This window comes from Pseudomonas sp. S3_A09 (assembly GCF_054668065.1).
Map to the genome: position 1 here is coordinate 2997186 of NZ_CP162752.1, position 20705 is coordinate 3017890.

Annotated in this window: 18 protein-coding genes; 7 read left to right on the top strand and 11 right to left on the bottom strand. The window is 61.2% G+C overall.

Features of this window, described 5'->3' with window-relative positions; all coding sequences use genetic code 11:
* Positions 1–25 precede the first annotated feature (25 nt).
* From AB4N92_RS14105 to AB4N92_RS14150, 10 genes are all read right to left on the bottom strand, one after another.
* Positions 26–646 carry a TetR/AcrR family transcriptional regulator gene (locus AB4N92_RS14105; RefSeq protein WP_010213783.1) on the bottom strand — a complete coding sequence of 207 codons (621 nt, stop codon included), beginning with the start codon at positions 644–646 and terminating at the stop codon, positions 26–28.
* A 27-nt stretch (positions 647–673) separates the two neighbouring features.
* Complete coding sequence (gene phaC / locus AB4N92_RS14110; RefSeq protein WP_045791390.1) at positions 674–2356, bottom strand: class II poly(R)-hydroxyalkanoic acid synthase; 1683 nt, start codon at positions 2354–2356, stop codon at positions 674–676.
* An 88-nt stretch (positions 2357–2444) separates the two neighbouring features.
* Positions 2445–3290 carry a poly(3-hydroxyalkanoate) depolymerase gene (gene phaZ, locus AB4N92_RS14115; RefSeq protein ID WP_010213781.1) on the bottom strand — a complete coding sequence of 282 codons (846 nt, stop codon included), beginning with the start codon at positions 3288–3290 and terminating at the stop codon, positions 2445–2447.
* Positions 3291–3439: 149 nt separating this feature from the next.
* A complete protein-coding gene (phaC, locus tag AB4N92_RS14120; RefSeq protein WP_010213779.1) occupies positions 3440–5119 on the bottom strand; it encodes a class II poly(R)-hydroxyalkanoic acid synthase in 1680 nt (559 codons plus the stop codon).
* 249 nt (positions 5120–5368) lie between these two features.
* On the bottom strand, positions 5369–5746 hold the full coding sequence (locus tag AB4N92_RS14125; protein ID WP_236267427.1) for a gamma-butyrobetaine hydroxylase family protein: 378 nt from the start codon (positions 5744–5746) through the stop codon (positions 5369–5371).
* Between the two features lie 148 nt (positions 5747–5894).
* Entirely contained in the window at positions 5895–7232 is a 1338-nt protein-coding gene (gene hslU, locus AB4N92_RS14130; RefSeq protein ID WP_010213775.1) for an ATP-dependent protease ATPase subunit HslU, read from the bottom strand.
* A 36-nt stretch (positions 7233–7268) separates the two neighbouring features.
* Positions 7269–7799, bottom strand: a complete 531-nt coding sequence (hslV, locus tag AB4N92_RS14135) for an ATP-dependent protease subunit HslV (RefSeq protein WP_003171209.1) — start codon at positions 7797–7799, stop codon at positions 7269–7271.
* Between the two features lie 257 nt (positions 7800–8056).
* Positions 8057–8758, bottom strand: a complete 702-nt coding sequence (locus tag AB4N92_RS14140) for an SPOR domain-containing protein (protein WP_010213772.1) — start codon at positions 8756–8758, stop codon at positions 8057–8059.
* Between the two features lies 1 nt (position 8759).
* A complete protein-coding gene (argS, locus tag AB4N92_RS14145) occupies positions 8760–10496 on the bottom strand; it encodes an arginine--tRNA ligase (protein WP_021492327.1) in 1737 nt (578 codons plus the stop codon).
* A 110-nt stretch (positions 10497–10606) separates the two neighbouring features.
* On the bottom strand, positions 10607–12826 hold the full coding sequence (locus AB4N92_RS14150; RefSeq protein WP_236267426.1) for a primosomal protein N': 2220 nt from the start codon (positions 12824–12826) through the stop codon (positions 10607–10609).
* 216 nt (positions 12827–13042) lie between these two features.
* Between AB4N92_RS14150 and rpmE the strand changes: the two genes are divergently transcribed.
* The 3 genes from rpmE to AB4N92_RS14165 all read left to right on the top strand — a co-directional run bounded on the left by rpmE (position 13043) and on the right by AB4N92_RS14165 (position 15541).
* Entirely contained in the window at positions 13043–13261 is a 219-nt protein-coding gene (gene rpmE, locus AB4N92_RS14155; RefSeq protein WP_010213765.1) for a 50S ribosomal protein L31, read from the top strand.
* Between the two features lie 35 nt (positions 13262–13296).
* A complete protein-coding gene (locus AB4N92_RS14160) occupies positions 13297–14091 on the top strand; it encodes a thermonuclease family protein (protein ID WP_236267424.1) in 795 nt (264 codons plus the stop codon).
* Between the two features lie 181 nt (positions 14092–14272).
* The gene (locus AB4N92_RS14165) at positions 14273–15541 is read left to right on the top strand and encodes a malic enzyme-like NAD(P)-binding protein (protein ID WP_010213763.1); all 1269 of its coding nucleotides are present in this window, start codon (positions 14273–14275) and stop codon (positions 15539–15541) included.
* A gap of 191 nt (positions 15542–15732) precedes the next feature.
* Here AB4N92_RS14165 and AB4N92_RS14170 read toward each other — a convergent pair whose 3' ends face one another.
* Positions 15733–18192 (bottom strand): penicillin-binding protein 1A, encoded by a 2460-nt coding sequence (locus AB4N92_RS14170; protein WP_370737443.1) that lies wholly within the window; start codon positions 18190–18192, stop codon positions 15733–15735.
* A 51-nt stretch (positions 18193–18243) separates the two neighbouring features.
* On the opposite strand from AB4N92_RS14170, the gene AB4N92_RS14175 reads away from it, so the two are divergent.
* From AB4N92_RS14175 to AB4N92_RS14190, 4 genes are read left to right on the top strand one after another with little or no spacing between them, the layout of a single operon-like run.
* Positions 18244–18390: a hypothetical protein gene (locus AB4N92_RS14175; protein WP_021492324.1), complete on the top strand. Its 147-nt coding sequence runs from the start codon at positions 18244–18246 to the stop codon at positions 18388–18390.
* Positions 18391–18413: 23 nt separating this feature from the next.
* Positions 18414–19067 (top strand): type IV pilus biogenesis protein PilM, encoded by a 654-nt coding sequence (gene pilM, locus AB4N92_RS14180; RefSeq protein WP_021492323.1) that lies wholly within the window; start codon positions 18414–18416, stop codon positions 19065–19067.
* Positions 19064–19618 (top strand): PilN domain-containing protein, encoded by a 555-nt coding sequence (locus AB4N92_RS14185; protein WP_010213760.1) that lies wholly within the window; start codon positions 19064–19066, stop codon positions 19616–19618. Before pilM ends, AB4N92_RS14185 begins: the two co-directional genes overlap by 4 nt.
* Positions 19615–20574 (top strand): pilus assembly protein PilP, encoded by a 960-nt coding sequence (locus AB4N92_RS14190; protein ID WP_047544118.1) that lies wholly within the window; start codon positions 19615–19617, stop codon positions 20572–20574. Before AB4N92_RS14185 ends, AB4N92_RS14190 begins: the two co-directional genes overlap by 4 nt.
* The last annotated feature ends 131 nt before the right edge of the window (positions 20575–20705 follow it).

Here is a 20705-nt window from a genome sequence, read left to right on the forward strand (position 1 = left end):
GGTGTGTGGGCTTGCTCCGACATGTTTAGACGCTGTCATCCAGGTATTTCAGCGCGAACTTCTCGGTTGCCAGGCGTGCCGGCAGCAATAGATGCGGCGCTACCAGCATCATGACCTGGTACACCACCACCCGTACCTCACCTTCACGATCAATAATCCGCTGGTAATCCAACGAGAACAGCAGGGTCAACGTGATCTGCTCCACCAGTTGCCCCAGGGCCTGGGTGCTACTGACCAACTGACCTGCCGCCTTCAGTCGCGCCAGCAATGACGCCAGGGTCCGCTTGAGCGCAGTCAGCAGGTTGCGAATGCCTTTGGCCAGCTTCGGCAAACGCCCCGCCAGGTTCGACAAGTCCTGGAACAAGAACCGGTAATGCGCCATGCGCTCGACAATCAGGTGCAGGAACAGCCAGTAATCTTCGGCCTCCAGTTGTGCGTCCGCCGGTGGGTCGAGCAGGGGCGCCAGCTCATTCTGGAAGCGTTCGAACAATCCGAGTACCAGTGGCTCCTTGCCATGGAAGTGGTAGTAGAGGTTGCCGGGGCTGATCCCCATTTCATTAGCCACCTCCATGGTCGACACGTTTGGCTCGCCCTTCTGGTTGAATAACTGCAGGGCACATTCAAGGATACGGTCGCGGGTCTTCATCCAGTCTTCTTAATGTGATCGCTGAGCTCAGCGCACCCGCACATAGGTGCCGGGCGCTGCTTCCATCGGTGGGTAATTCTGGTTGCCCAGGGCGGTAAGGGTTTCCCGTTGCACGCCGGAGCGCTGCTGGATCCACTCCAGCCATTGCGGCCACCAACTGCCTTCGACGTGGTTGGCGTCGTAGTACCAGGCGCGCGGGTCACTGCTCAGCTTGGGGTTCTCGACATAATTGGCCTTGGGATTGCCCGGCGGGTTGAGAATGCTCTGGATATGCCCGCTGTTGGACAGCACGAAGCGCCGCTCGCCGCCCAGCAATTGGGTCGAGCGATACACCGCGTCCCATGGCGTGATGTGGTCGTTGATGCCTGCCACGCTGAAGCTGTCCACCGTGACCTTCTGCAAATCGATCGGTGTACCGCACACCTCCAGGCCACCGGGATGACTCAGCGGGTTGTGCTTGAAGAAGTCCAGCAGGTCGCCGTGCAGCGCGGCGGGCAGGCGCGTGTTGTCGTTGTTCCAATACAGAATGTCGAAGGCCGGCGGTTCCTTGCCCAGCAAGTAGTTGTTGATCCAGTAGTTCCAGATCAGGTCATTCGGACGCATCCAGGCGAACACCTTGGCCATGTCGCGGCCGTCCAGCACGCCTTGTTGATAAGACCGACGCTTGGCGGCTTCCAGGGTCTGCTCGTCGGCGAACAACGTGGCGGGGCTGTCGATCTGGCTGTCCAGCAGGCTTACCAGGTAGCTGGCGCTTGAGATGCGGCGCAGCTGGCGTTTGGCTTGCAAGTGGCCTTGCAGCGCGGCGATGGTCAGCCCGCCGGCACAGGCGCCCATCAGGTTGACCTCGCGGGCGCCAGTGATCGCGCGGCACACGTTGAGCGCTTCCTCCAGCGCCGCAACGTAGGTGGACAGGCCCCATTCGCGATGCCGTACATCCGGGTTGCGCCAGCTGACCATGAAGGTCTGCAAGCCGTTTTTCAGGGCGTACTGCACAAAGCTGTTGGCCGGGCTCAGGTCGAAAATATAGTACTTGTTGATTTGCGGCGGCACGATCAGCAGTGGCTTGGCGTACTGCTTTTCGCTCATCGGCTTGTACTGGATCAGTTCCAGCAGTTCATTGCGAAACACCACCGAGCCGGGCGTGGTGGCGACCGTCTTGCCCACTTCGAAGGCATGCTTGCTCACCTGGCGCGGCAGGCCATTGTTGTGCAGCAGGTCTTCGAACAGATGGGTCACTCCGCGCACCACGCTGTTGCCGCCGGAGTTGAGCAGCTCCTTGATCGCCAGCGGGTTGAGCAGGGTGTTGGAAGGGGAGACCGCATCGTTGATCAGCGAGAAGGCGAAGTGTGCGCGAGTGCGGTCATCGGCGCTCAGGGTGCTGTCATCGATCCAGTGCCGGGTCTGCTTCTGCCAGCTCAGATAAGCTTGCAGGCTACGCCGGTACAGTGGGTTGAGTGTCCAGGTGGGGTCGGTGAAGCGGCCGTCGTTGGGGTTGGGTTCGTGCACGGTTTCACCGAGCAATACGCGCCCCAGTTGTCCGCTCAACGCCCAGGCATGGCGAACGGTATGCACCGGGTTGCGCAAGCCGTGGGCGGCCACGCTGCGCAGGGTCGACAGCAGGTCCCGACCCCGCAGGCCGGTGATCGCATTTTGCGCATTGATGAACGCCGCCGGGGTGGGCGCCGGGTTCGTCACGGGTCTTTCTCGCATGAGCCAACACTCCTTCGTCAAGCCATCAAACAGGCACGCCAATTCAGAACCATAGTCGGTTCCTGGCAAGTTGCGCGGCGGTGTGTCCTTACACGGCCGGTCGCGGATGAATCACCGCACGCATACGCTCCTCTTCAAGAAATTTCATGATGATCGGCGCCACGGCTTCTGCTCGGGTGATCAGGAACAGGTGGCCGTCATCGATGATGTGCAGCTGTGCATTGGGAATGCGCCAGGCCAGCATGCGCATATTGATCAGCGGGATCAGCGGGTCGTCGTCCCCCGCCAGCACCAGGGTGGGTTGGCGGATCTTGTGCAGCCAGTGGATGCTGGTCCAGCCCAGTCCGGCGAACAGCTGCCAGTAGTAACCGAGCTTGCCGGCCGAGCGCACTTTGCTCGCGTGCTCGGCGGCCAGGTTCGAATCGCGGCGGAACGAGCCGCCATAAATCATCGGTGCGATGCGCACCACGTGGGACGGTTGGATGTAGCGCCGGGGACTGGCCATCAGCCACAGCACCTTGGGCTTGCCGGGCACCATAAAGGCCCCGGCAGCGGTGGCGGCGAGAATCAGTTTTTTGCAGCGTTCCGGATAGTCATAGGCGAACTGTTGCGCCAGCGCACCGCCCCAGGACACACCCACGGCGTTCACTTGGCCATAGTCCAGGTAATCGAGCATGCGCGCGGTGAGTTTGGCCAGGCCGGGAAAGCGATAGGGTCGTTTGGGCGTCGAGGAGCCGCCCACGCCAGGCACATCGAAGGCGATCACTTCCAGGTCCGGGTCCAGCGCCTGGACAAATGGAAACACCAACTCAAGGTTGGCGCCGATGCCATTGAAGATCAGCAACGGCGTCAAGTGAGGCTTGCCCGGGCGCACCGCCGTGCGGAGGGCCTGGCCATCCAGGTCGATGGTACGAAAGATGAACGGTTGCGGCATGCTCAAGCCCTGTGAGGTGGTGCATAGGTCTAATGGGCGGTGCGGACCTTGTGGCAGCTGGCTTGCCTGCGATGCCGGCGGTGAATGCAACACCGCTTCCGCAGGCAAGCCAGCTCCCACATCGGTCTCATTTCAACCACAAGGTCGGGTTAGCGTTCATGCACATATGTTCCCGGCGCAGCTTCGGCTGCGGCGTACGTTTTATTACCTAATACCGTCGGTGCTTTCTTTAATTTGCCCGCCCGTTCCGCCTGCCAGGCCTGCCAATGCAGCCACCAGGAATCCGTATGCTTGGTCGCGTTTTCCTGCCACTCCAGCGGCTTGCCGGCCAGGCTGTCGTTGGTCTGGTAACGCGCCTTGGGGTTGCCTGGCGGGTTGAGGATGCTCTGGATATGCCCGCTGCTGGACAGTACAAACTCCACCTTGCCACCGAACAACTGTGCTGATTTGTAGCAGGATTGCCACGGCGTGATGTGGTCATTGGTGCCGGCCAGTGAATAAATATCGGCAGTGACTTGCTTGAGGTCGATAGGCGTGCCGCACACTTCCAGGGCATTCGCCCGCACCAAAGGGTTGTTCTTGAACAGCTCGATCAGGTCGCCGTGGAATGCCGCCGGCAAACGCGTGGTGTCGTTGTTCCAGAACAGGATGTCGAACACCGGCGGCTCATTGCCCAGCAGGTAGTTGTTGACCCAGTAGTTCCAGATCAGGTCGTTGGGGCGCATCCACGCAAACACCTTGGCCATGTCGCGGCCTTCCAGCACACCGGCCTGGTAGGAGTGGCGCTTGGCCGCCTCCAGGGTCTGCTCGTCGACGAACAGTGCCACCTGGGTGTCCAGCGTGGTGTCCAGCACGCTCACCAGCAGTGTCAGGGCATTGACCTTTTTCTCCCCCAGCGCCGCATAGTGGCCGAGCAACGCGGTGCAGGTGATACCGCCGGAACAGGCGCCGAGCATGTTGATGTCCTTGCTGCCGGTAATCGCGGTGACCACATCCACGGCTTCCTTGAGCGCATCGATATAGGTCGACAGCCCCCACTCGCGCTGGGCCTTGGTGGGGTTGCGCCAGCTGACAATGAAGGTTTGCTGGTTATTGCGCAGGCAGAAACGCGCCAGGCTCTTTTCCGGGCTCAGGTCGAATACATAGAATTTGTTGATCTGCGGCGGCACCACCAGCAGCGGGCGTTCGTGCACCTGTTCGGTGATCGGCTTGTACTGGATCAGCTCCAGCACGTCGTTGCGAAACACCACCGAGCCTTCGGTCGTGCCCAGGGTCTTGCCCACTTCAAAGGCGCCCATGTTCACCTGGCTCGGCATGCCGCCGTTGTGCACCATGTCCTTGGCCAGGTGGGACAAGCCATCGAGCAGGCTCTTGCCGCCGGTTTCAAAGAAGCGTTTGACCGCTGCCGGATTGGCCGCGCTGTTGGTGGGGGCCATGGCTTCGGTCATCAGGTTGATCACGAAGTGGCCGCGGCTGATGTCCTGTTCCGACAGGTTACTGTCGCCGATCCAGTCGTGCAGTTCCTTGCGCCACGCCAGGTAGGTTTGCAGATAGCGTTTGTACAGCGGGTTCTGGCTCCAGGCCGGGTCCTGGAAGCGACGGTCGTCGTTCTCGGGCACCAACGCGGACTTGCCGAACATCACGTTCTTCAACTCAACGCCAAAATGCGCGACGTGCTTGACGCTGTGTAACGGTTGTTTGATGGCTTGGGTCAGCACCATCTTCGCTGATGCGAGTAAATCCTTTTTACGTAACGCGATGATCGGATTGAGCCCCAGGGTGTTTTCCGAGGCCTGGCGTTTCAAGTCATCGTTGTTCTTGTTACTCATCTACGACGCTCCATTGTCCGAAAGACGAGTACCGGGGACCGCTGCGCACCCAGTTTCGATACACAACACAAGCCTGGTACTGCGACTCGGGTGACCGTTGATACCGCATCGTCAAATGCAGGGAACTTGCCAGTTCCATTGGTTACCCGAGTTTAATTTTTTTCGCAAGCGGACCAATCGTTGGTCACGCGACAGGGCATTCAAGCAGATGAAATTAGAAAATGCCCTCTAAAGAGCAAGACCCCTGGGCTAGAGCATCAGCCGCACGACCGACTGATCCGGATCGCGGGTTTTGCCGGCTGCTTTGAGTTCGGCGAGGTAATCAGCCCACAGCGCGTCCTGACGCACGGCCAGTTGGTAGAGGTAGTCCCAGGTGAACAGTCCGCTGTCATGGCCGTCGTCGAAGGACAATTTCAGTGCGTACTGACCGGCTGGTTCGACCTTGGTCAACCGGACGTTGAGCTTGCCGAATTGCAGGATGGGTTTGCCGTGACCCTGGACCTCGGCGGAAGGCGAGTGGGTGCGCAGCAGTTCGGCAGGGAGTTGGTACACCTCGTCGGGCCCGTAGGTAAGGCCGAGGGTGTTGGAGGTTTTGTGCAGGTTTACAGCTGTAGGAAATTTGGACATTGGAGATGATCCTGAAGGAACCGGCTCGAAAATGTGGGAGCGGGCATGCTCGCGAATGCGCAGTGTCAGTCAGTACAGGTGTGACTGATACACCGCATTCGCGAGCAAGCCCGCTCCCACCTTAAAGCAAAGCGGCTCTGCGTGAGGCTTACAGGATATAACGAGACAGATCTTCGTTCTGCGCCAACTCGCCCAAGTGGCTGTTGACGTACTCAGCATCAATCTTGATCACTTCGCCATTCTGCGCACCGGCCAGGTCGCCGGCGCTGAAGGATACTTCCTCCAGCAAACGCTCCAGCAGCGTGTGCAAACGACGGGCACCGATGTTCTCGGTCTTCTCGTTGACCTGCCAAGCAATCTCCGCCAGGCGCTTGATACCGTCCGCCTGGAACTCGATACCCAAGCCTTCGGTTTTCAACAGCTCACGGTATTGCTCGGTGAGCGACGCGTGCGGCTCACTGAGGATGCGCTCAAAGTCGCCAGGGGTCAGCGCCTTGAGTTCCACGCGGATCGGCAGGCGGCCTTGCAGCTCCGGCACCAGGTCGCTTGGCTTGCTCAGGTGGAATGCACCGGAGGCGATAAACAGGATGTGGTCGGTCTTGACCATGCCCAGCTTGGTGTTCACGGTGCAGCCTTCGATCAGCGGCAGCAGGTCGCGCTGTACGCCTTCACGGGACACATCCACGCCGCCGGAGTTGCCGCGCTTGGCCACCTTGTCGATCTCGTCGATAAACACGATGCCGTGCTGCTCGACCGCTTCCAGGGCCTTGGCCTTGAGTTCTTCCTCATTGACCAGGCGCCCGGCTTCTTCGTCACGCACCAGTTTCAGGGCTTCCTTCACCTTGAGCTTGCGGCTTTTCTTCTTGCCCTTGCCCATGTTGGCGAACAGGTTCTGCAACTGGCTGGTCATTTCTTCCATGCCAGGCGGGGCGGAGATGTCGACGCCGGAGACTTCGGCGACTTCGATCTCGATTTCCTTGTCGTCCAGCTGGCCTTCACGCAGTCGCTTGCGGAACAGCTGGCGGGTGTTGGAGTCCGAGGCCGGCGCGGCGTCCTCGTTGAAACCCATGCGTGCCGGTGGCAGCAGGGCGTCGAGGATGCGTTCTTCGGCGGCGTCTTCGGCGCGATGGCTGACCTTGGTCATTTCCTGTTCGCGCAGCAGCTTCAGGGCGGCGTCGGCCAGGTCACGGATGATCGACTCGACGTCGCGGCCCACGTAGCCCACTTCGGTGAACTTGGTGGCTTCGACCTTGATGAACGGCGCGTTGGCCAACTTGGCCAGGCGACGGGCGATTTCGGTTTTACCGACGCCGGTAGGACCGATCATCAGGATGTTCTTTGGCGTTACTTCAACGCGCAGTTCTTCGGGCAGTTGCATCCGGCGCCAGCGGTTACGCAGCGCGATGGCAACGGCGCGCTTGGCATCGTCCTGGCCGATGATATGGCGGTTGAGTTCATGGACGATTTCGCGGGGAGTCATGGACATAGTGTTTGGCGGCCTCAAGCGGAATAAGCCTACGGCTTACTCGGCGAGGTCCTGCTCCTCAATGGTCTGGTTGTGGTTGGTGAACACGCAGATATCGCCGGCAATGCCCAGGGCTGTCTCGACGATTTCGCGAGCCGACAGGTCGGTCTTCTTCAGCAGTGCGCTGGCTGCCGCCTGGGCGTAGCCACCGCCGGAACCCATGGCGATCAAGCCATGTTCAGGCTCAACCACATCGCCGTTGCCGGTGATGATCAGAGAAGCGTCTTTGTTGGCGACGGCCAGCATGGCTTCCAGACGGCTGAGGGAGCGGTCGGTACGCCATTCTTTGGCGAGTTCGACGGCTGCGCGCACGAGATGGCCCTGGTGTTTTTCCAGCTGGCCTTCGAAACGTTCGAAGAGGGTGAAGGCGTCGGCGGTAGCGCCGGCAAAGCCTGCGAGAACCTGGCCGTGGTACAGGCGACGCACTTTCTTGGCGTTGCCTTTCATTACGGTATTACCCAGGGAAACCTGGCCGTCGCCGCCCATGACGACTTTGCCGTGGCGACGTACTGAAACGATGGTGGTCAAGGGGAGAGTCTCCACGCAGCGGGGCGAAAATGCCCTGATGGAAACTGATATGGGGGTGGTGAGGGGGATTTCAACTGTAGGACGGGAGGGCGGACGAGTGGTGTTTATGTGCCGGACTCGGTCCTGAGGCCGCTTTAAATCAACTGTGGGCGCGGGCTTGCTCGCGAATGCGCTAGATCAGTCGATACACCGGGTGACTGATACACCGTATTCGCGAGCAAGCCCGCTCCCACATTTTGATTAGCGTTGACTGTGTATCAGCGGCTCTGGCGTTGTTGTAACAACAGGTTGCTAAAGCCCGCGCCGGCCAATTGTTTCTGTGCCACGGTCAGCTGTTCACGGTTGCTGAACGGCCCCACCAGCACGCGATACCAAGTCGCATCCTTCACGGTGCCGGACTCTACCGTCACCGACTGGCCCAGCAGAATGATCTGCGCCCGTACGCGATCTGCATCCGCCTGTTTCGGGAACGAGCCCGCTTGCAGGAAGAACTTGGTCACCGGCGCGGCCTTGGTCTCGGCAACCGGCGGTGCTGGCGGTGGGGTGATCCCGGCCAGTGCGGCCTGGGCACGCGCCGTGTCGATTTTCGCCGCCTCAGCAGGCGTGACCGGTGTGGTCGGCACCTGTGGCGTCGGCAGGGTTTTCTCCGGCACGGCGTCAGGCGGCACGATCACTTCCGACTCCGGCAGCAACGTGTAGAAATCGTACTTAGGCTTCACCGGTGCCGTCGGGCTCGGCGCAGTCTTGTTGGCTTCGGCCATTTTCGTGGCCTTCTGTTGTTCCTGCTTGACCCGTTTGACGTCATCGCCCTTGCCCGGATCCAGTTTCATCAGGAACACGATAAACGCGCCGACGGTGAGGCCGATCGCCAGCCACAGCCAGCCCGGAATCGGCTTCTTCGCCGGGGCCTGGTAGCGGCTGGCGCCGCGCTTGGGTGCAGGTTTTTTCTTGGCAGCCAACTTACATACGCTCCAGAGTTTCCAGGCCCAACAGTTCCAGGCCTTGCTTGAGGGTCCGTCCAGCCAGAGCGGCGAGGCGCAGGCGGCTCTGCTTCTGGGCTTCGTCGTCGGCGGTCAGGATCGGGCAGTTCTCGTAGAAGCTGGAGAACAGGCCGGCGACTTCGTACAGGTAGGTGCACAGGATGTGTGGCGTGCCTTTCTCGCCGACGCTGTTCAGCACTTCGCCGAATTGCGCCAGCTTGGCGGCCAGCTCCTGTTCATGGGTTGCCTCGAGGTTGATCTGGCCTTCGACTTCGCTGAAGTCCTTGCCCAGCTTGCGGAACACGCCGGCCACACGGGTGTAGGCGTACAGCAGGTAAGGCGCGGTGTTGCCTTCGAAGTTGAGCATCAGCTCGAAGTTGAAGCTGTAGTCGCTGGTGCGGTGCTTGGACAGGTCGGCGTATTTCACTGCGCCAATGCCCACCACGCGGGCAATGTTGCGCAGGTCGGCCTCGGCCAGCTCCGGGTTTTTCTCTTTCACCAGGTTGTAGGCACGCTCCTGGGCTTCGGTAAGCAGGTCGATCAGCTTCACGGTGCCGCCGTCGCGGGTCTTGAACGGACGGCCGTCGGCGCCGTTCATGGTGCCGAACCCCATGTGTTCCATGTGCATCGGGTGGGTGACGAAACCGGCGCGACGCGCCACTTCGAACACCTGCTGAAAGTGCAGGGCCTGACGCTGGTCGACGAAATACAGCGCGCGATCGGCCTTGAGTACGCCGCTGCGGTAGCGCACGGCTGCCAGGTCGGTGGTGGCGTAGAGGTAGCCGCCATCGGCCTTGACGATGATCACCGGCAGCGGCTCGCCGTCCGCCGTCTTGAATTCTTCCAGGAACACGCACTGCGCGCCGTTGCTTTCCACCAGCAGGCCCTTGGCCTTGAGGTCGTTGACCACGTTGATCAGGTCGTCGTTGTAGGCGCTTTCGCCCATCACGTCGGCCATGGTCAGCTTGACGTTGAGCAGCTCGTAGATTTCCTGGCAGTGGGACAGTGAAATCTCACGGAAGCGGTTCCACAGCGCCAGGCATTCCTTGTCGCCGGCTTGCAGCTTGACCACCAGGCCACGGGCGCGCTCGGCGAACTCTTCGGATTCGTCGAAGCGCTTCTTGGCGGCGCGGTAGAAGTTTTCCAGGTCCGACAACTCGTTGCTGGTGATCGGGTTTTCCTGCAGGTAGGCCATCAACATGCCGAACTGGGTGCCCCAGTCGCCCACATGGTTCTGACGGATCACGTTGTCGCCGAGGTATTCCAATACGCGTGCCACGCCGTCACCGATGATGGTGGAGCGCAGGTGGCCCACGTGCATCTCTTTAGCCAGGTTCGGTGCCGACAGGTCAATTACCACGCGTTGCAGCGGGCCGGCCTTGTGCACGCCGATCTTGGCGTCGGCCAGGGCCGCATCCAGGCGCGACGCCAGGGCCTGGGTGTTCTGGAAGAAGTTGATGAAGCCAGGGCCGGCGATTTCAGCCTTGCTCACGCTTTCGTCGACAGGCAGCGCAGCGATGATTTTCTCTGCCAGGTCGCGCGGCTTCATGCCCGCGGGCTTGGACAGCATCATCGCGATGTTGCTGGCGAAGTCACCGTGGGTCTTGTCGCGGGTGTTTTCCACCTGGATCGCCGGCGTCAGGCCTTCAGGCAACACACCTTCGTTGACGAGTTGGGTGAGGGCTTGTTGGATCAGCTGGCGAATGGTGTCTTTCATGGTGTTCTCTTTCGACCGCAAGCGGCGGCGCGCGATGCGCAGGTGGAAAAACTGAGCATTATCCGTGGCGAGGGCGGGCTTGCCAACCTTCGCGGGACCTATGGCCAGGCTTAATACAAATCTACCGGGTCTACGTCCAACGACCATCGCACTTGGCGACCGCTGGGCATTTGCTCCAGGGCAAGCAACCAGCTACTTAATAGTCGATGCAGGGGCGCGCGCGAGGTTGCCTGCAAGAGTAGTTGAGCGCGATAACGCCCGGCACGGCGCTCCATGGGCGCGGGCACCGGGCCGAGCAGTTCGATGCCGTTCAGGCCCAGTTCGCCAAGTAAACGTTCGGCGGCGCTGCAAGCTTCATCGAGGAAACCTTCGGCTTGCCCGGGTTTGTGGGCTTCGGCGCGCAACAGGGCCAAATGGGAAAAAGGTGGCAGGCCCGCGGCGCGACGCTCGCTCAGCGCCTGCTCGGCGAAGGCAAAGTAGCCCTGTTCGGTCAGTTGGATCAGCAGCGGATGGTCGGCCAGGTGGGTCTGGATGATCACCCGGCCTGGCTCTTCGGCGCGGCCCGCGCGGCCGGCGACCTGCACGATCAACTGCGCCATGCGCTCGCTGGCGCGGAAATCCCCGGAGAACAGCCCGCCGTCGGCATCCAGGATCGACACCAGGGTCACCCGTGGAAAATGGTGCCCTTTGGCAAGCATCTGCGTGCCGATCAGGATGCACGGATGGCCTTTCTGGATGGTGGCGAACAGCTGGTTCATTGCATCTTTGCGCGAGGTGCTGTCGCGGTCGACTCGCAGCACCGGGTAGTCAGGGCACAGAATGCCCAGGCGTTCTTCGGCCCGTTCTGTGCCGGCACCGACGGGTCGCAGGTCGACTTTGCCGCATTGCGGGCAGTGGCGCGGTACGCGTTCCACATGGCCGCAGTGATGGCAGCGCAGTTCACCGTAGCGCTGGTGCACGGTCATGCGCGCGTCGCAGCGTTCGCATTCGGACATCCAGCCGCAGTCGTGGCACAGCAAGGTCGGTGCAAAGCCGCGCCGGTTGAGAAACACCAAGACCTGTTGGCCGGCGGCGAGGGTCTGGCCGATGGCTTGTTGCATCGGTCCGGAAATGCCGCTGTCGAGTGGGCGGCTTTTGACGTCAAGGCGCAGGAAGCGTGGCTGCTTGGCGCCGCCGGCACGCTCATTAAGGCGTAGGAGGCCGTACCGCCCGGTGTAGGCGTTGTGCAAACTCTCTAAAGATGGCGTGGCCGAGCCCAGCACAATCGGGATGTCTTCCTGGCGTGCGCGCACTAGCGCCAGGTCGCGGGCGTGGTAGCGCAGGCCTTCCTGTTGTTTATAAGAGCCGTCGTGCTCCTCGTCGATGATGATCAGCCCGGGGTTTTTCATCGGGGTGAACAGCGCCGACCGGGTGCCGATAATAATGTCGGCCTCGCCGTCCCGTGCGGCCAGCCAGGATTCGAGGCGCTCACGGTCGTTGACGGCCGAGTGCACCAGAGCGATGCGGGCGTTGAAACGCTGTTCGAAGCGCGCCAGGGTCTGCGGGCCCAGGTTGATCTCGGGAATCAGCACCAGGGCCTGTTTGCCGGCTTGCAGGGTTTCGCGAATCAACTGCAAATAGACTTCGGTCTTGCCACTGCCGGTGACGCCGGCCAGCAGGAAGGCGTGGAAACTGTCAAAACCTGCGCGAATCGCTTCGTAGGCCGCACGTTGCTCCGGGTTCAGCGGCAATTCCGGTTGGGCCAGCCAGTGTTCGTGGCGGGCGTCGGGGGCGTGCTTGCGGATTTCCACCTGCACCAGGCCCTTGGCGAGCAACAGGTCGAGGCTGTCTTTGCTCAGCATCAATTTGCTTAACAGTTGATGGGCCACGCCATGTGGGTGTTGGGCCAGGGTCGCCAGGGCTTCACGTTGGCGCGGGGCGCGGGCGATGCGCGGGTCGTCGAGGCGCGCACCGGGCACCATCGACCAGAAGCGTTCCTGGCGCGCTTCGGCCAATTCGCCCTGGCGCAGCAGTACCGGCAACGCCCAACTGAGGGTATCGCCGAGGCTGTGCTGGTAATACTGGGCGGTCCACAGGCACAGCTTGAACAGGGCGGGCGGCAGCGGTGGGGTGGCGTCGAGCATGGCCAGCGCGGGCTTGAGTTTTTCCGCAGGCACTTCGCTGTGGTCCGCGACTTCCACCAGGATGCCGATCATTTCCCGTCGGCCAAACGGCACACGCACACGCATGCCCGGCTGCAGCTGTGCCCGCAGCACGCCGGCCGGGGCCCGATAATCGAACAGGCGGCGCAGGGGCGAGGGCAGGGCTAGGCGCAAAATGGCGTCGGGCACGCGGGGGGTCTCTTATAAAAGGCAGGCGGTGGCGCAGGGGCGGGAGCCTAGCAGACAGGGGAGGGCTTGGGTATGCCACGGTTTTCTGATGAAAGGAGGTTTTCAGTCGAATACGCGGCTTGCGTGATTAAAAAGGTCTGGTAGAATCCGCGGCCTAATTACGTGCGGTATTCGACAATAGTGTCGAGTGGCGGCACGCTAGCCCGAGGAAGTGCCATGAAAGCCGATATCCATCCAGCGTACGAAACCATCGAAGTCACCTGCAGCTGCGGCAACAAGTTCGAAACCCGTTCGAACCTGTGCAAGCCACTGGGTACTGACGTATGCAACGAGTGCCACCCGTTCTACACCGGTAAGCAGAAAACTCTGGACACCGGCGGCCGTGTACAGCGCTTTGCTGACCGTTTCGGTGCTTTCGGTGCCAAAAAGGCCTAAGGCCGATCAACTTGGGAAGCCGTTACGGTTTTTCCATGCTGATGAAAAAGGCGTCCCTTGTGGGCGCCTTTTTTGTGCCTGGGATTTGGCTCTCAGTCGCCCAGGCCGAGGTGTTTTGCCGCGCACCGACTTCCCTGGCCCAGGTGGAAGTGCAGCGCGTGGTGGATGGCGACACGGTGCGCCTCAAGGACGGCCGCAGTGTGCGGATGATCGGCCTCAATGCCCCGGAAACCGGCAAGAAGGGCCGCCCCGACGAGCCTTACGCGGTTGCCGCCCGCCAGCGTTTACAGGCATTGGTCGACTCCAGCGACGGCCGCCTCGGCTTGGTGGCTGGGCGCGAGAGCAAGGACCGCTACGGTCGCACGCTCGCCCACCTCTACGGCGCGAATGGTGAGAATCTTGAGGCGCGGCTGCTGGCCGAAGGCCTGGGGTTTCAGGTCGGTGTCGCGCCCAACGTTGATCTTGTTACCTGTCAACAGGCCGCCGAAAACAGCGCCCGTGACGCGCGATTGGGCCTTTGGCGGCAATCGCCGGTGCAAAGCGTGGCGCAGCTCAAACAGTCCGGCTTCGCTCTGGTCAGTGGCCGAGTGAGCAAGATCGAACGCAATCGCGGCGGAATCTGGATCGAATTGCAGGGGGCACTGGTATTGCGCATTGCACCCGACTTCGTCCGTCAGTTCGACGCCGCAGGGCTCAGTGGTCTGCAAGGCAAGCTCGTCGAGGCCCGTGGCTGGGTACAGGATCGCGCCAAGCGCGGCGGCCTGAAAAACGGCCAGGTACGTTGGTTGTTGCCATTGACCGACCCTGGCATGCTCAAATCGACCGATTAAGAAAAAATTGTAGACATTTTTTTAATCGATTGTGAACAGTTGAGCCCTTGTATCCCGTGGCCTTAGACCAAAGTACGTCGCTTTAGGGCCTTGACACCTGTGACTGCCCAGTCTTGTGGGGACTTTACGACACGCGTATCCTCGGCGGTCCGTCGACCAACAGTAAAAGCGGAATGCCGATATGTCTGATTTGAAAACTGCCGCTCTCGAATATCATGCCCATCCTCGTCCAGGAAAGCTGAGTGTAGAGCTCACCAAAGCCACTGCCACTGCTCGCGACCTGTCGCTGGCCTACAGCCCTGGTGTTGCCGAGCCCGTACGTGAAATCGCCCGCGACCCTGAACTGGCGTACAAGTACACCGGCAAAGGCAACCTGGTTGCAGTGATTTCCGATGGCACCGCGATCCTCGGCCTGGGCAACCTCGGCCCATTGGCATCCAAGCCAGTCATGGAAGGTAAAGGCGTGTTGTTCAAGCGCTTTGCCGGCATCGACGTTTTCGATATCGAAGTCGATTCCGAAAGCCCGCAGGCTTTCATCGACACGGTCAAGCGCATTTCCATCACCTTCGGTGGCATCAACCTGGAAGACATCAAGGCACCTGAGTGCTTCGAGATCGAAAAGGCCTTGATCGAACAGTGCGACATTCCGGTATTCCACGATGACCAGCACGGCACCGCGATCGTTACCGCCGCCGGCATGATCAACGCCCTGGAAATCGCTGGCAAAACCCTGGCTGACGCCAAGATCGTCTGCCTGGGCGCCGGTGCTGCAGCTATCTCGTGCATGAAGCTGATCGTCAGCATGGGCGCCAAGCTGGAAAACATCTACATGGTCGACAGCAAGGGCGTGATCCAGTCCGAGCGTACCGACCTGAACCAGTACAAGGCGATGTTTGCGCATCCGTCTTCCAAGCGCACCCTGGCTGACGCCCTCGACGGTGCAGACGTGTTCGTCGGCCTGTCCGGCCCGAACCTGCTGAGCGCCGAAGGCCTCAAATCCATGGCGGCCAACCCGATCGTGTTCGCCTGCTCCAACCCGGACCCGGAAATCGCGCCGGAACTGGCACACGCCACCCGCGACGACGTGATCATGGCGACCGGCCGTTCGGACTACCCGAACCAGGTCAACAACGTGTTGGGCTTCCCGTTCATCTTCCGTGGTGCCCTGGACGTTCGCGCCAAGCGCATCAACGAAGAAATGAAAGTGGCTGCCGCCAACGCCCTGCGTGAACTGGCCAAGCTGCCGGTGCCTCAGGATGTGTGCGATGCCTATGGCGGCGCCAAGCTGGAATTCGGTCGTGAGTACATCATCCCGAAACCAATGGACAAGCGCCTGATCACCCTGATCTCCGACGCTGTGGCCAAAGCCGCTATCGAGACCGGCGTGGCCACCCTGCCGTATCCGAAAAACTACCCGCTGCAAAGCGTGGATGATGTGTTCAACGGCTAAGCCGTTGTAGCGCACCAACAAAAAGCCCCGGCTCTCGCGAGTCGGGGCTTTTTTGTGGTCGATTAGATCTAAAGGTGGGAGCAGGCTTGCCCGCGATAGCGGTGGATCAATCCGCTCATGTGGTGCCTGACACACCGCAATCGCGGGCAAGCCCGCTCCCACATTCGGCCTGTTTCAGGCCATAAATCTCACTAGAACAGATCGATCGGCGCCGCCTCATCCGCCGGCAACGGGCTGCCCGGTACAACGCCATTGCCCAGCTCGTTGACCGACGGCGGTGTGTCTTCGCTCTTGAACAGTTCGAAGTACGCATTCGGCGTGCTTGGCGAGGCCGCGCGGCCACTCACCGGGTCGATGCGCAGGCTGAGGATACCCTCCGGCTCCGGTTGGGTGTGGGGCGGCTTGTCCTTCAAGGCTGCGCCCATATAACTCATCCAGATCGGCAGCGCGACGGTGCCACCGAACTCGCGGCGACCCAAGCTTTCCGGTTGGTCATAGCCGGTCCACACGGTGGTCACGTAATCGGCGTTATAACCGGAGAACCAGGCGTCCTTGGACTCGTTGGTGGTACCGGTCTTGCCCGCAATGTCCGGACGCCCCAGGGCCAGGGCGCGGCGGCCGGTGCCCTTCTTGATCACGTCTTCAAGGATGCTGTTGAGGATGTAGGTGGTACGGCCATCCACGATGCGCTCGGCCACGGCGGGCGTCTGCGGTTCGGTTGCAGCAGCGTTGGTGGCCGGCGTGGTGCCAGGGGCCGGCTCGATGGTGATGCCGCCATTGCTCGGCGCCGCCAGGCCATCAGTCGCCGCTACACCGTTGACCACATCACCCGGCACGCGTGGCGGGTTGGCGGTGAACAGGGTGTCGCCGTTGCGGCTTTCAATCTTGTCGATCAGGTACGGCGCGATCTTGTAGCCGCCGTTGGCAAAGGTGCTCCAGCCCGTGGCGATTTCCATCGGCGTCAGGGTCGCAGTGCCCAGGGCCAGGGACAGGTTCGGCGGCAGGTCTGACTTGGAGAAGCCAAAGCGCGTCATGTAATCGATGGTCTTGCCGACGCCCATCGCCTGCAGCAAGCGGATCGACACCAGGTTGCGCGACTTGTACAGCGCCTCGCGGATACGGATCGGGCCGAGGAAGGTGTTGGTATCGTTCTTCGGACGCCAGACCTTGTCCAGGTACTCGTCGACAAACACGATCGGTGCATCATTGACCAGGCTGGCGGCGGTGTAGCCGTTGTCCAGCGCGGCACTGTAGATAAACGGTTTGAAGCTCGAGCCCGGCTGGCGCTTGGCCTGGGTCGCACGGTTGTAGTTGCTCTGTTCGAACGCGAAGCCGCCGACCAGGGCGCGAATCGCACCGTTCTGCGGGTCCAGGGAGACCAGGGCGCCTTGGGCCAACGGCACTTGGCTGAACTTGAGGCTGTCGTCCTTCTGGCGCTGCACGCGGATCAAATCACCCACCTGGGCCACGTCAGACGGCTGCTTGGGCAGCGCGCCCATGCTGTTGGTGTTCAGGAATGGGCGTGCCCATTTCATGCTGTCCCACGCCACATGGGCTTCGCCAGTGCGGGTCAGCACCTGCAGGCCATCTTTCTTCACCTGGGTGACGATGGCCGGCTCCAGGCCGCTGATGGCGCGTTGTTTGCCCAGTTCGGTGGTCCAGGCGCTCAGGGTCTTGCCCGGCAGGCGCGACTCAGGGCCCCGGTAGCCGTGGCGCTGGTCGTAGGTGATCAGGCCTGAGTGCACCGAGTCATTGGCGATTTCCTGCAGGTTGCTCGGCACCGTGGTGGTCACCCGGAAACCTTCGGTGTACGCCTCGCTGCCATAGCGGCCGACCATCTCGGCGCGCGCCATTTCGGCGATATACGGGGCGTTCACTTCCGGCGTCGGCACGTGGTAGCTGGCGTTCAACGGTTCGGCGATGGCGCTTTCGTAAGCGGCCTGGTCGATCTTGCCCAGCTTGTACATGCGGCCCAGGATCCAGTCGCGGCGTTCTTTGCTTCGCGCCGGGTTGGCCAGCGGGTTGAAGCGTGACGGGGCCTTGGGCAGGCCGGCGATCATGGCCATCTGCGCCAGGCTGGCGTCACGGATGGACTTGCCATAGTAAACCTGGGAAGCCGCCTCGATCCCGTAGGCACGGTTGCCCAGGTAGATCTTGTTGACGTACAGCTCGAGGATCTCGTCCTTGGTCAACTGGCGTTCGATCTGCAGTGCCAGGAGGATCTCGGTAGCTTTACGTGAAAAGCTGCGCTCGCTAGTGAGGAAGAAGTTCTTCGCCACCTGCATGGTGATGGTGCTGCCGCCGGACTGAATGTGTCCGCTTTTTACCAATTGCGTGGCCGCGCGCACCAGGCTGCTGGGGTCGACGCCATAGTGGTTGGCAAAATTATCGTCTTCGGCCGACAGCAGGGCGCTGATGAAATTGGGCGGAATATCGGCAAAACGGATCGGTGTGCGGCGCATTTCGCCGAACTCCGCGATCAGTTTTTCATCGCTGCTGTAGACCCGCAAAGGAATCTGCAACTGGATACTTCTGAGGGCCTCTACCGAGGGCAAACCCGGACTAAGGTAGAGGTAGGCCCCGCTGAATACGAGCAGCAGCCCGCAAACGATGGCGACAATGGAGTACCCGAAAAACTTCAGCAGACGAATCAAGGCTTTTGGATTTCCAGAGAAAAGAATGAGTTAGGCCTCGGGGCATGCATGGCAAACGATGGATCGACCCGAGCTGCAGATAAAAAGCGGGAAAAAACGCTGGGCATTAAAGCATTTTTCGACTTGGGGCGTCATTCGCACCTGTTCAACAAGTCGACCGAATGCATGGCGCCCAGCGGCAATCAGGCGGTATGACAGACAAAGCTTTAGGGAGTTTTATGGGAAAAGGATTTTTCACGGGAAAAGCTCGCACCTTGCTGGGTGTCGACATCAATGACACGGCCATCCGCTTGATCGAGCTGGGCCGTTCACCTTCAGGTTTCAACATTCAAGGCTACGTCACGCAGGCGTTGCCGGCGCAAACGGTGGTCGACGGCACACTCCTTGATCTTGAAGGCGTAGGGCGCGCTTTGCGCAGCGCGTGGTCGCGGTTGTCGACATCGGTTCGTGGCGCTGCCGCTGCCGTGGCCGGGCCCTCGGTGATCACGCGGATGATTGATCTGGAAGCCGGCCTCACCGACGATGAGATGGCCTGGATGATCCAGATGGAGGCAGACCAGTACATTCCTTATCCGCTGGATGACGTGGCTATCGACTTTCAAGTGCGTGGGCCGACGGCCCTGGACCCGAACCGGGTCGAGGTATTGCTGGCCGCCTGCTTGAAGGAACAAGTGGAAGCCCGCGAGGCGGTTTTGGCCTTGGCGGGGCTGGTGCCGAAGGTGATCGATGTCGAAGCGTTTGCATTGGCGCGCGCTTGCAGTCAGGATTTCGCCAGCTTCACGCCGAGTCATCGCGTCGATGGTGCACAATGGGCCGTGGATGCCCAGGGGATGGGAATTGCTTGCGGGTTGGCCCTGAGGAGTTTCGCTTGAAGACACGAATCAACCTACTGCCTTGGCGCCAGGCGCTGGCAGAGCGGCGACGCAAGTATCTACTGGCGTGCTTGCTGGCGTTCGCCTGTGCGGCGCTCGCGGCCGTTTGGCTGGCGGACCAGGTGATCGACCGGGCCATCGATCGTCAAGTGACCCGCAATGACCATCTGGGCAAGGAGATCGTCGGCCTGGATTCACGCATCAAGACCATCGACGATCTGCAGGAGCAAAGCCAGCAGTTGGCGCAACGCATGAAAGTCGTTCAAGACCTGCATGATGCCCGCTCGTCCGGTGCTCAACTGTTGGACCAACTGGCGCGCGCGGTCCCCGACGGCGTGCACCTGCATGAGGTGGTGGCCAAGGGGGATACGGTCAGTATCAGCGGCAGCGCTGAATCCAGCCAGGACATCGCTCAATTGATGCGCCGCCTGGAAGCCGCGGAAGGCGCCCATTCCACTCGGTTGCAGCATGTGCGAACGGATGGCGCGCGCGGCAACAATCAATTCCAGCTGATGGTGCGTCAGGGAGAGTCCTCCGAGGCTCAACCTTGAGCCTGCCAAGGCTCAATCTTTCTGCACTCACTTACAACGCTGCAAAATGGTCCCTACCTGGCAAGGCCCTGTTGGGTTGTGCGCTGGCGGGCGTGGTGTTTGTGGTGGGCGACCTTGTGTACCTGAGCCCTTCGCGGGAACGGTTGCACCAGGTCGAGGCGCGGGAAGTGGCCCTGCAGCAGCAAGTCGCACAAAAGACTGGGCTGGCCGCCAGCCTTGCAGCGCGTACGCAGCAGCTCCAACTGATGCAAGCGAAGGTCGACGAACGTTTGCAGGCGTTGCCTGGCGAGTCCGAGATGCCTGGTTTGCTGGAAGACATCGCGCGTCTGGCGCTGGCCAACGGGTTGGTGGTCGAGAGCGTCACGCCTTTGGATGCGTTGTCCAGGTCGTTCTTTCACGAACAACCCGTGCAGGTCGGCGTCGCGGGGGCTTATCACGACCTGGCGATGTTCCTGGCGGGCCTGGGTGGCCTGTCGCGCATCGCCACGGTGCACGATGTGGTGCTTCGGCGTGACGGCAAGCGGTTGCGCCTTGACGTGCTGGCCAAGACTTACTGGCATGCGCAGGGCGGTGGGCGGCTTGTACAGCGGCAGCCCTTTGCCTACGACTCGTCCGCGTTGCGTGATCCATTTCACCGGCTTGCGGTGCGGGTCGATCATTTGATGGGGCGACCGGCCCGTGCGCCGGACTTTGCCCGGCCACGTGGCGTGCTGGAAAACCTTGCAGTGGACCAGTTTGAAATGGTTGGCACGCTGTCTCGTGGGGGGCAGGTTTTTGCTCTGCTACGTGCCTCGTCCAAGGTGCATCGCCTGACGGTCGGGGACTACCTGGGGCCGGACCATGGCCGAGTCACAGCCATTCATGAGCGCTCCATAGAACTGGTCGAGCTGTTTCCCGATGGTCAGGGGGCATGGCTGGAACGCCCGCGAACCCTGGTGCTAAACATCAACTCATAACGGAATCAAACAATGAAAAGGACTTTCTCGTCCTTCGGTGTGGCGCTATGGATAGCGTTCACGGCACCGATGGCTGCTGCTGTGCCCAATCGTGTAGATCTGATCCAGTTGCCGCCTCCCGGCGGCACCAC

Coding starts and splice junctions, on each gene's coding strand:
- AB4N92_RS14105 (WP_010213783.1), bottom strand. CDS start 646: ATGAAGACCCGCGACCGTATCCTTGAATGTGCCCTGCAGTTATTCAAC.
- phaC (WP_045791390.1), bottom strand. CDS start 2,356: ATGCGAGAAAGACCCGTGACGAACCCGGCGCCCACCCCGGCGGCGTTC.
- phaZ (WP_010213781.1), bottom strand. CDS start 3,290: ATGCCGCAACCGTTCATCTTTCGTACCATCGACCTGGATGGCCAGGCC.
- phaC (WP_010213779.1), bottom strand. CDS start 5,119: ATGAGTAACAAGAACAACGATGACTTGAAACGCCAGGCCTCGGAAAAC.
- AB4N92_RS14125 (WP_236267427.1), bottom strand. CDS start 5,746: ATGTCCAAATTTCCTACAGCTGTAAACCTGCACAAAACCTCCAACACC.
- hslU (WP_010213775.1), bottom strand. CDS start 7,232: ATGTCCATGACTCCCCGCGAAATCGTCCATGAACTCAACCGCCATATC.
- argS (WP_021492327.1), bottom strand. CDS start 10,496: ATGAAAGACACCATTCGCCAGCTGATCCAACAAGCCCTCACCCAACTC.
- rpmE (WP_010213765.1), top strand. CDS start 13,043: ATGAAAGCCGATATCCATCCAGCGTACGAAACCATCGAAGTCACCTGC.
- AB4N92_RS14160 (WP_236267424.1), top strand. CDS start 13,297: ATGCTGATGAAAAAGGCGTCCCTTGTGGGCGCCTTTTTTGTGCCTGGG.
- AB4N92_RS14165 (WP_010213763.1), top strand. CDS start 14,273: ATGTCTGATTTGAAAACTGCCGCTCTCGAATATCATGCCCATCCTCGT.
- AB4N92_RS14175 (WP_021492324.1), top strand. CDS start 18,244: ATGGCAAACGATGGATCGACCCGAGCTGCAGATAAAAAGCGGGAAAAA.
- pilM (WP_021492323.1), top strand. CDS start 18,414: ATGGGAAAAGGATTTTTCACGGGAAAAGCTCGCACCTTGCTGGGTGTC.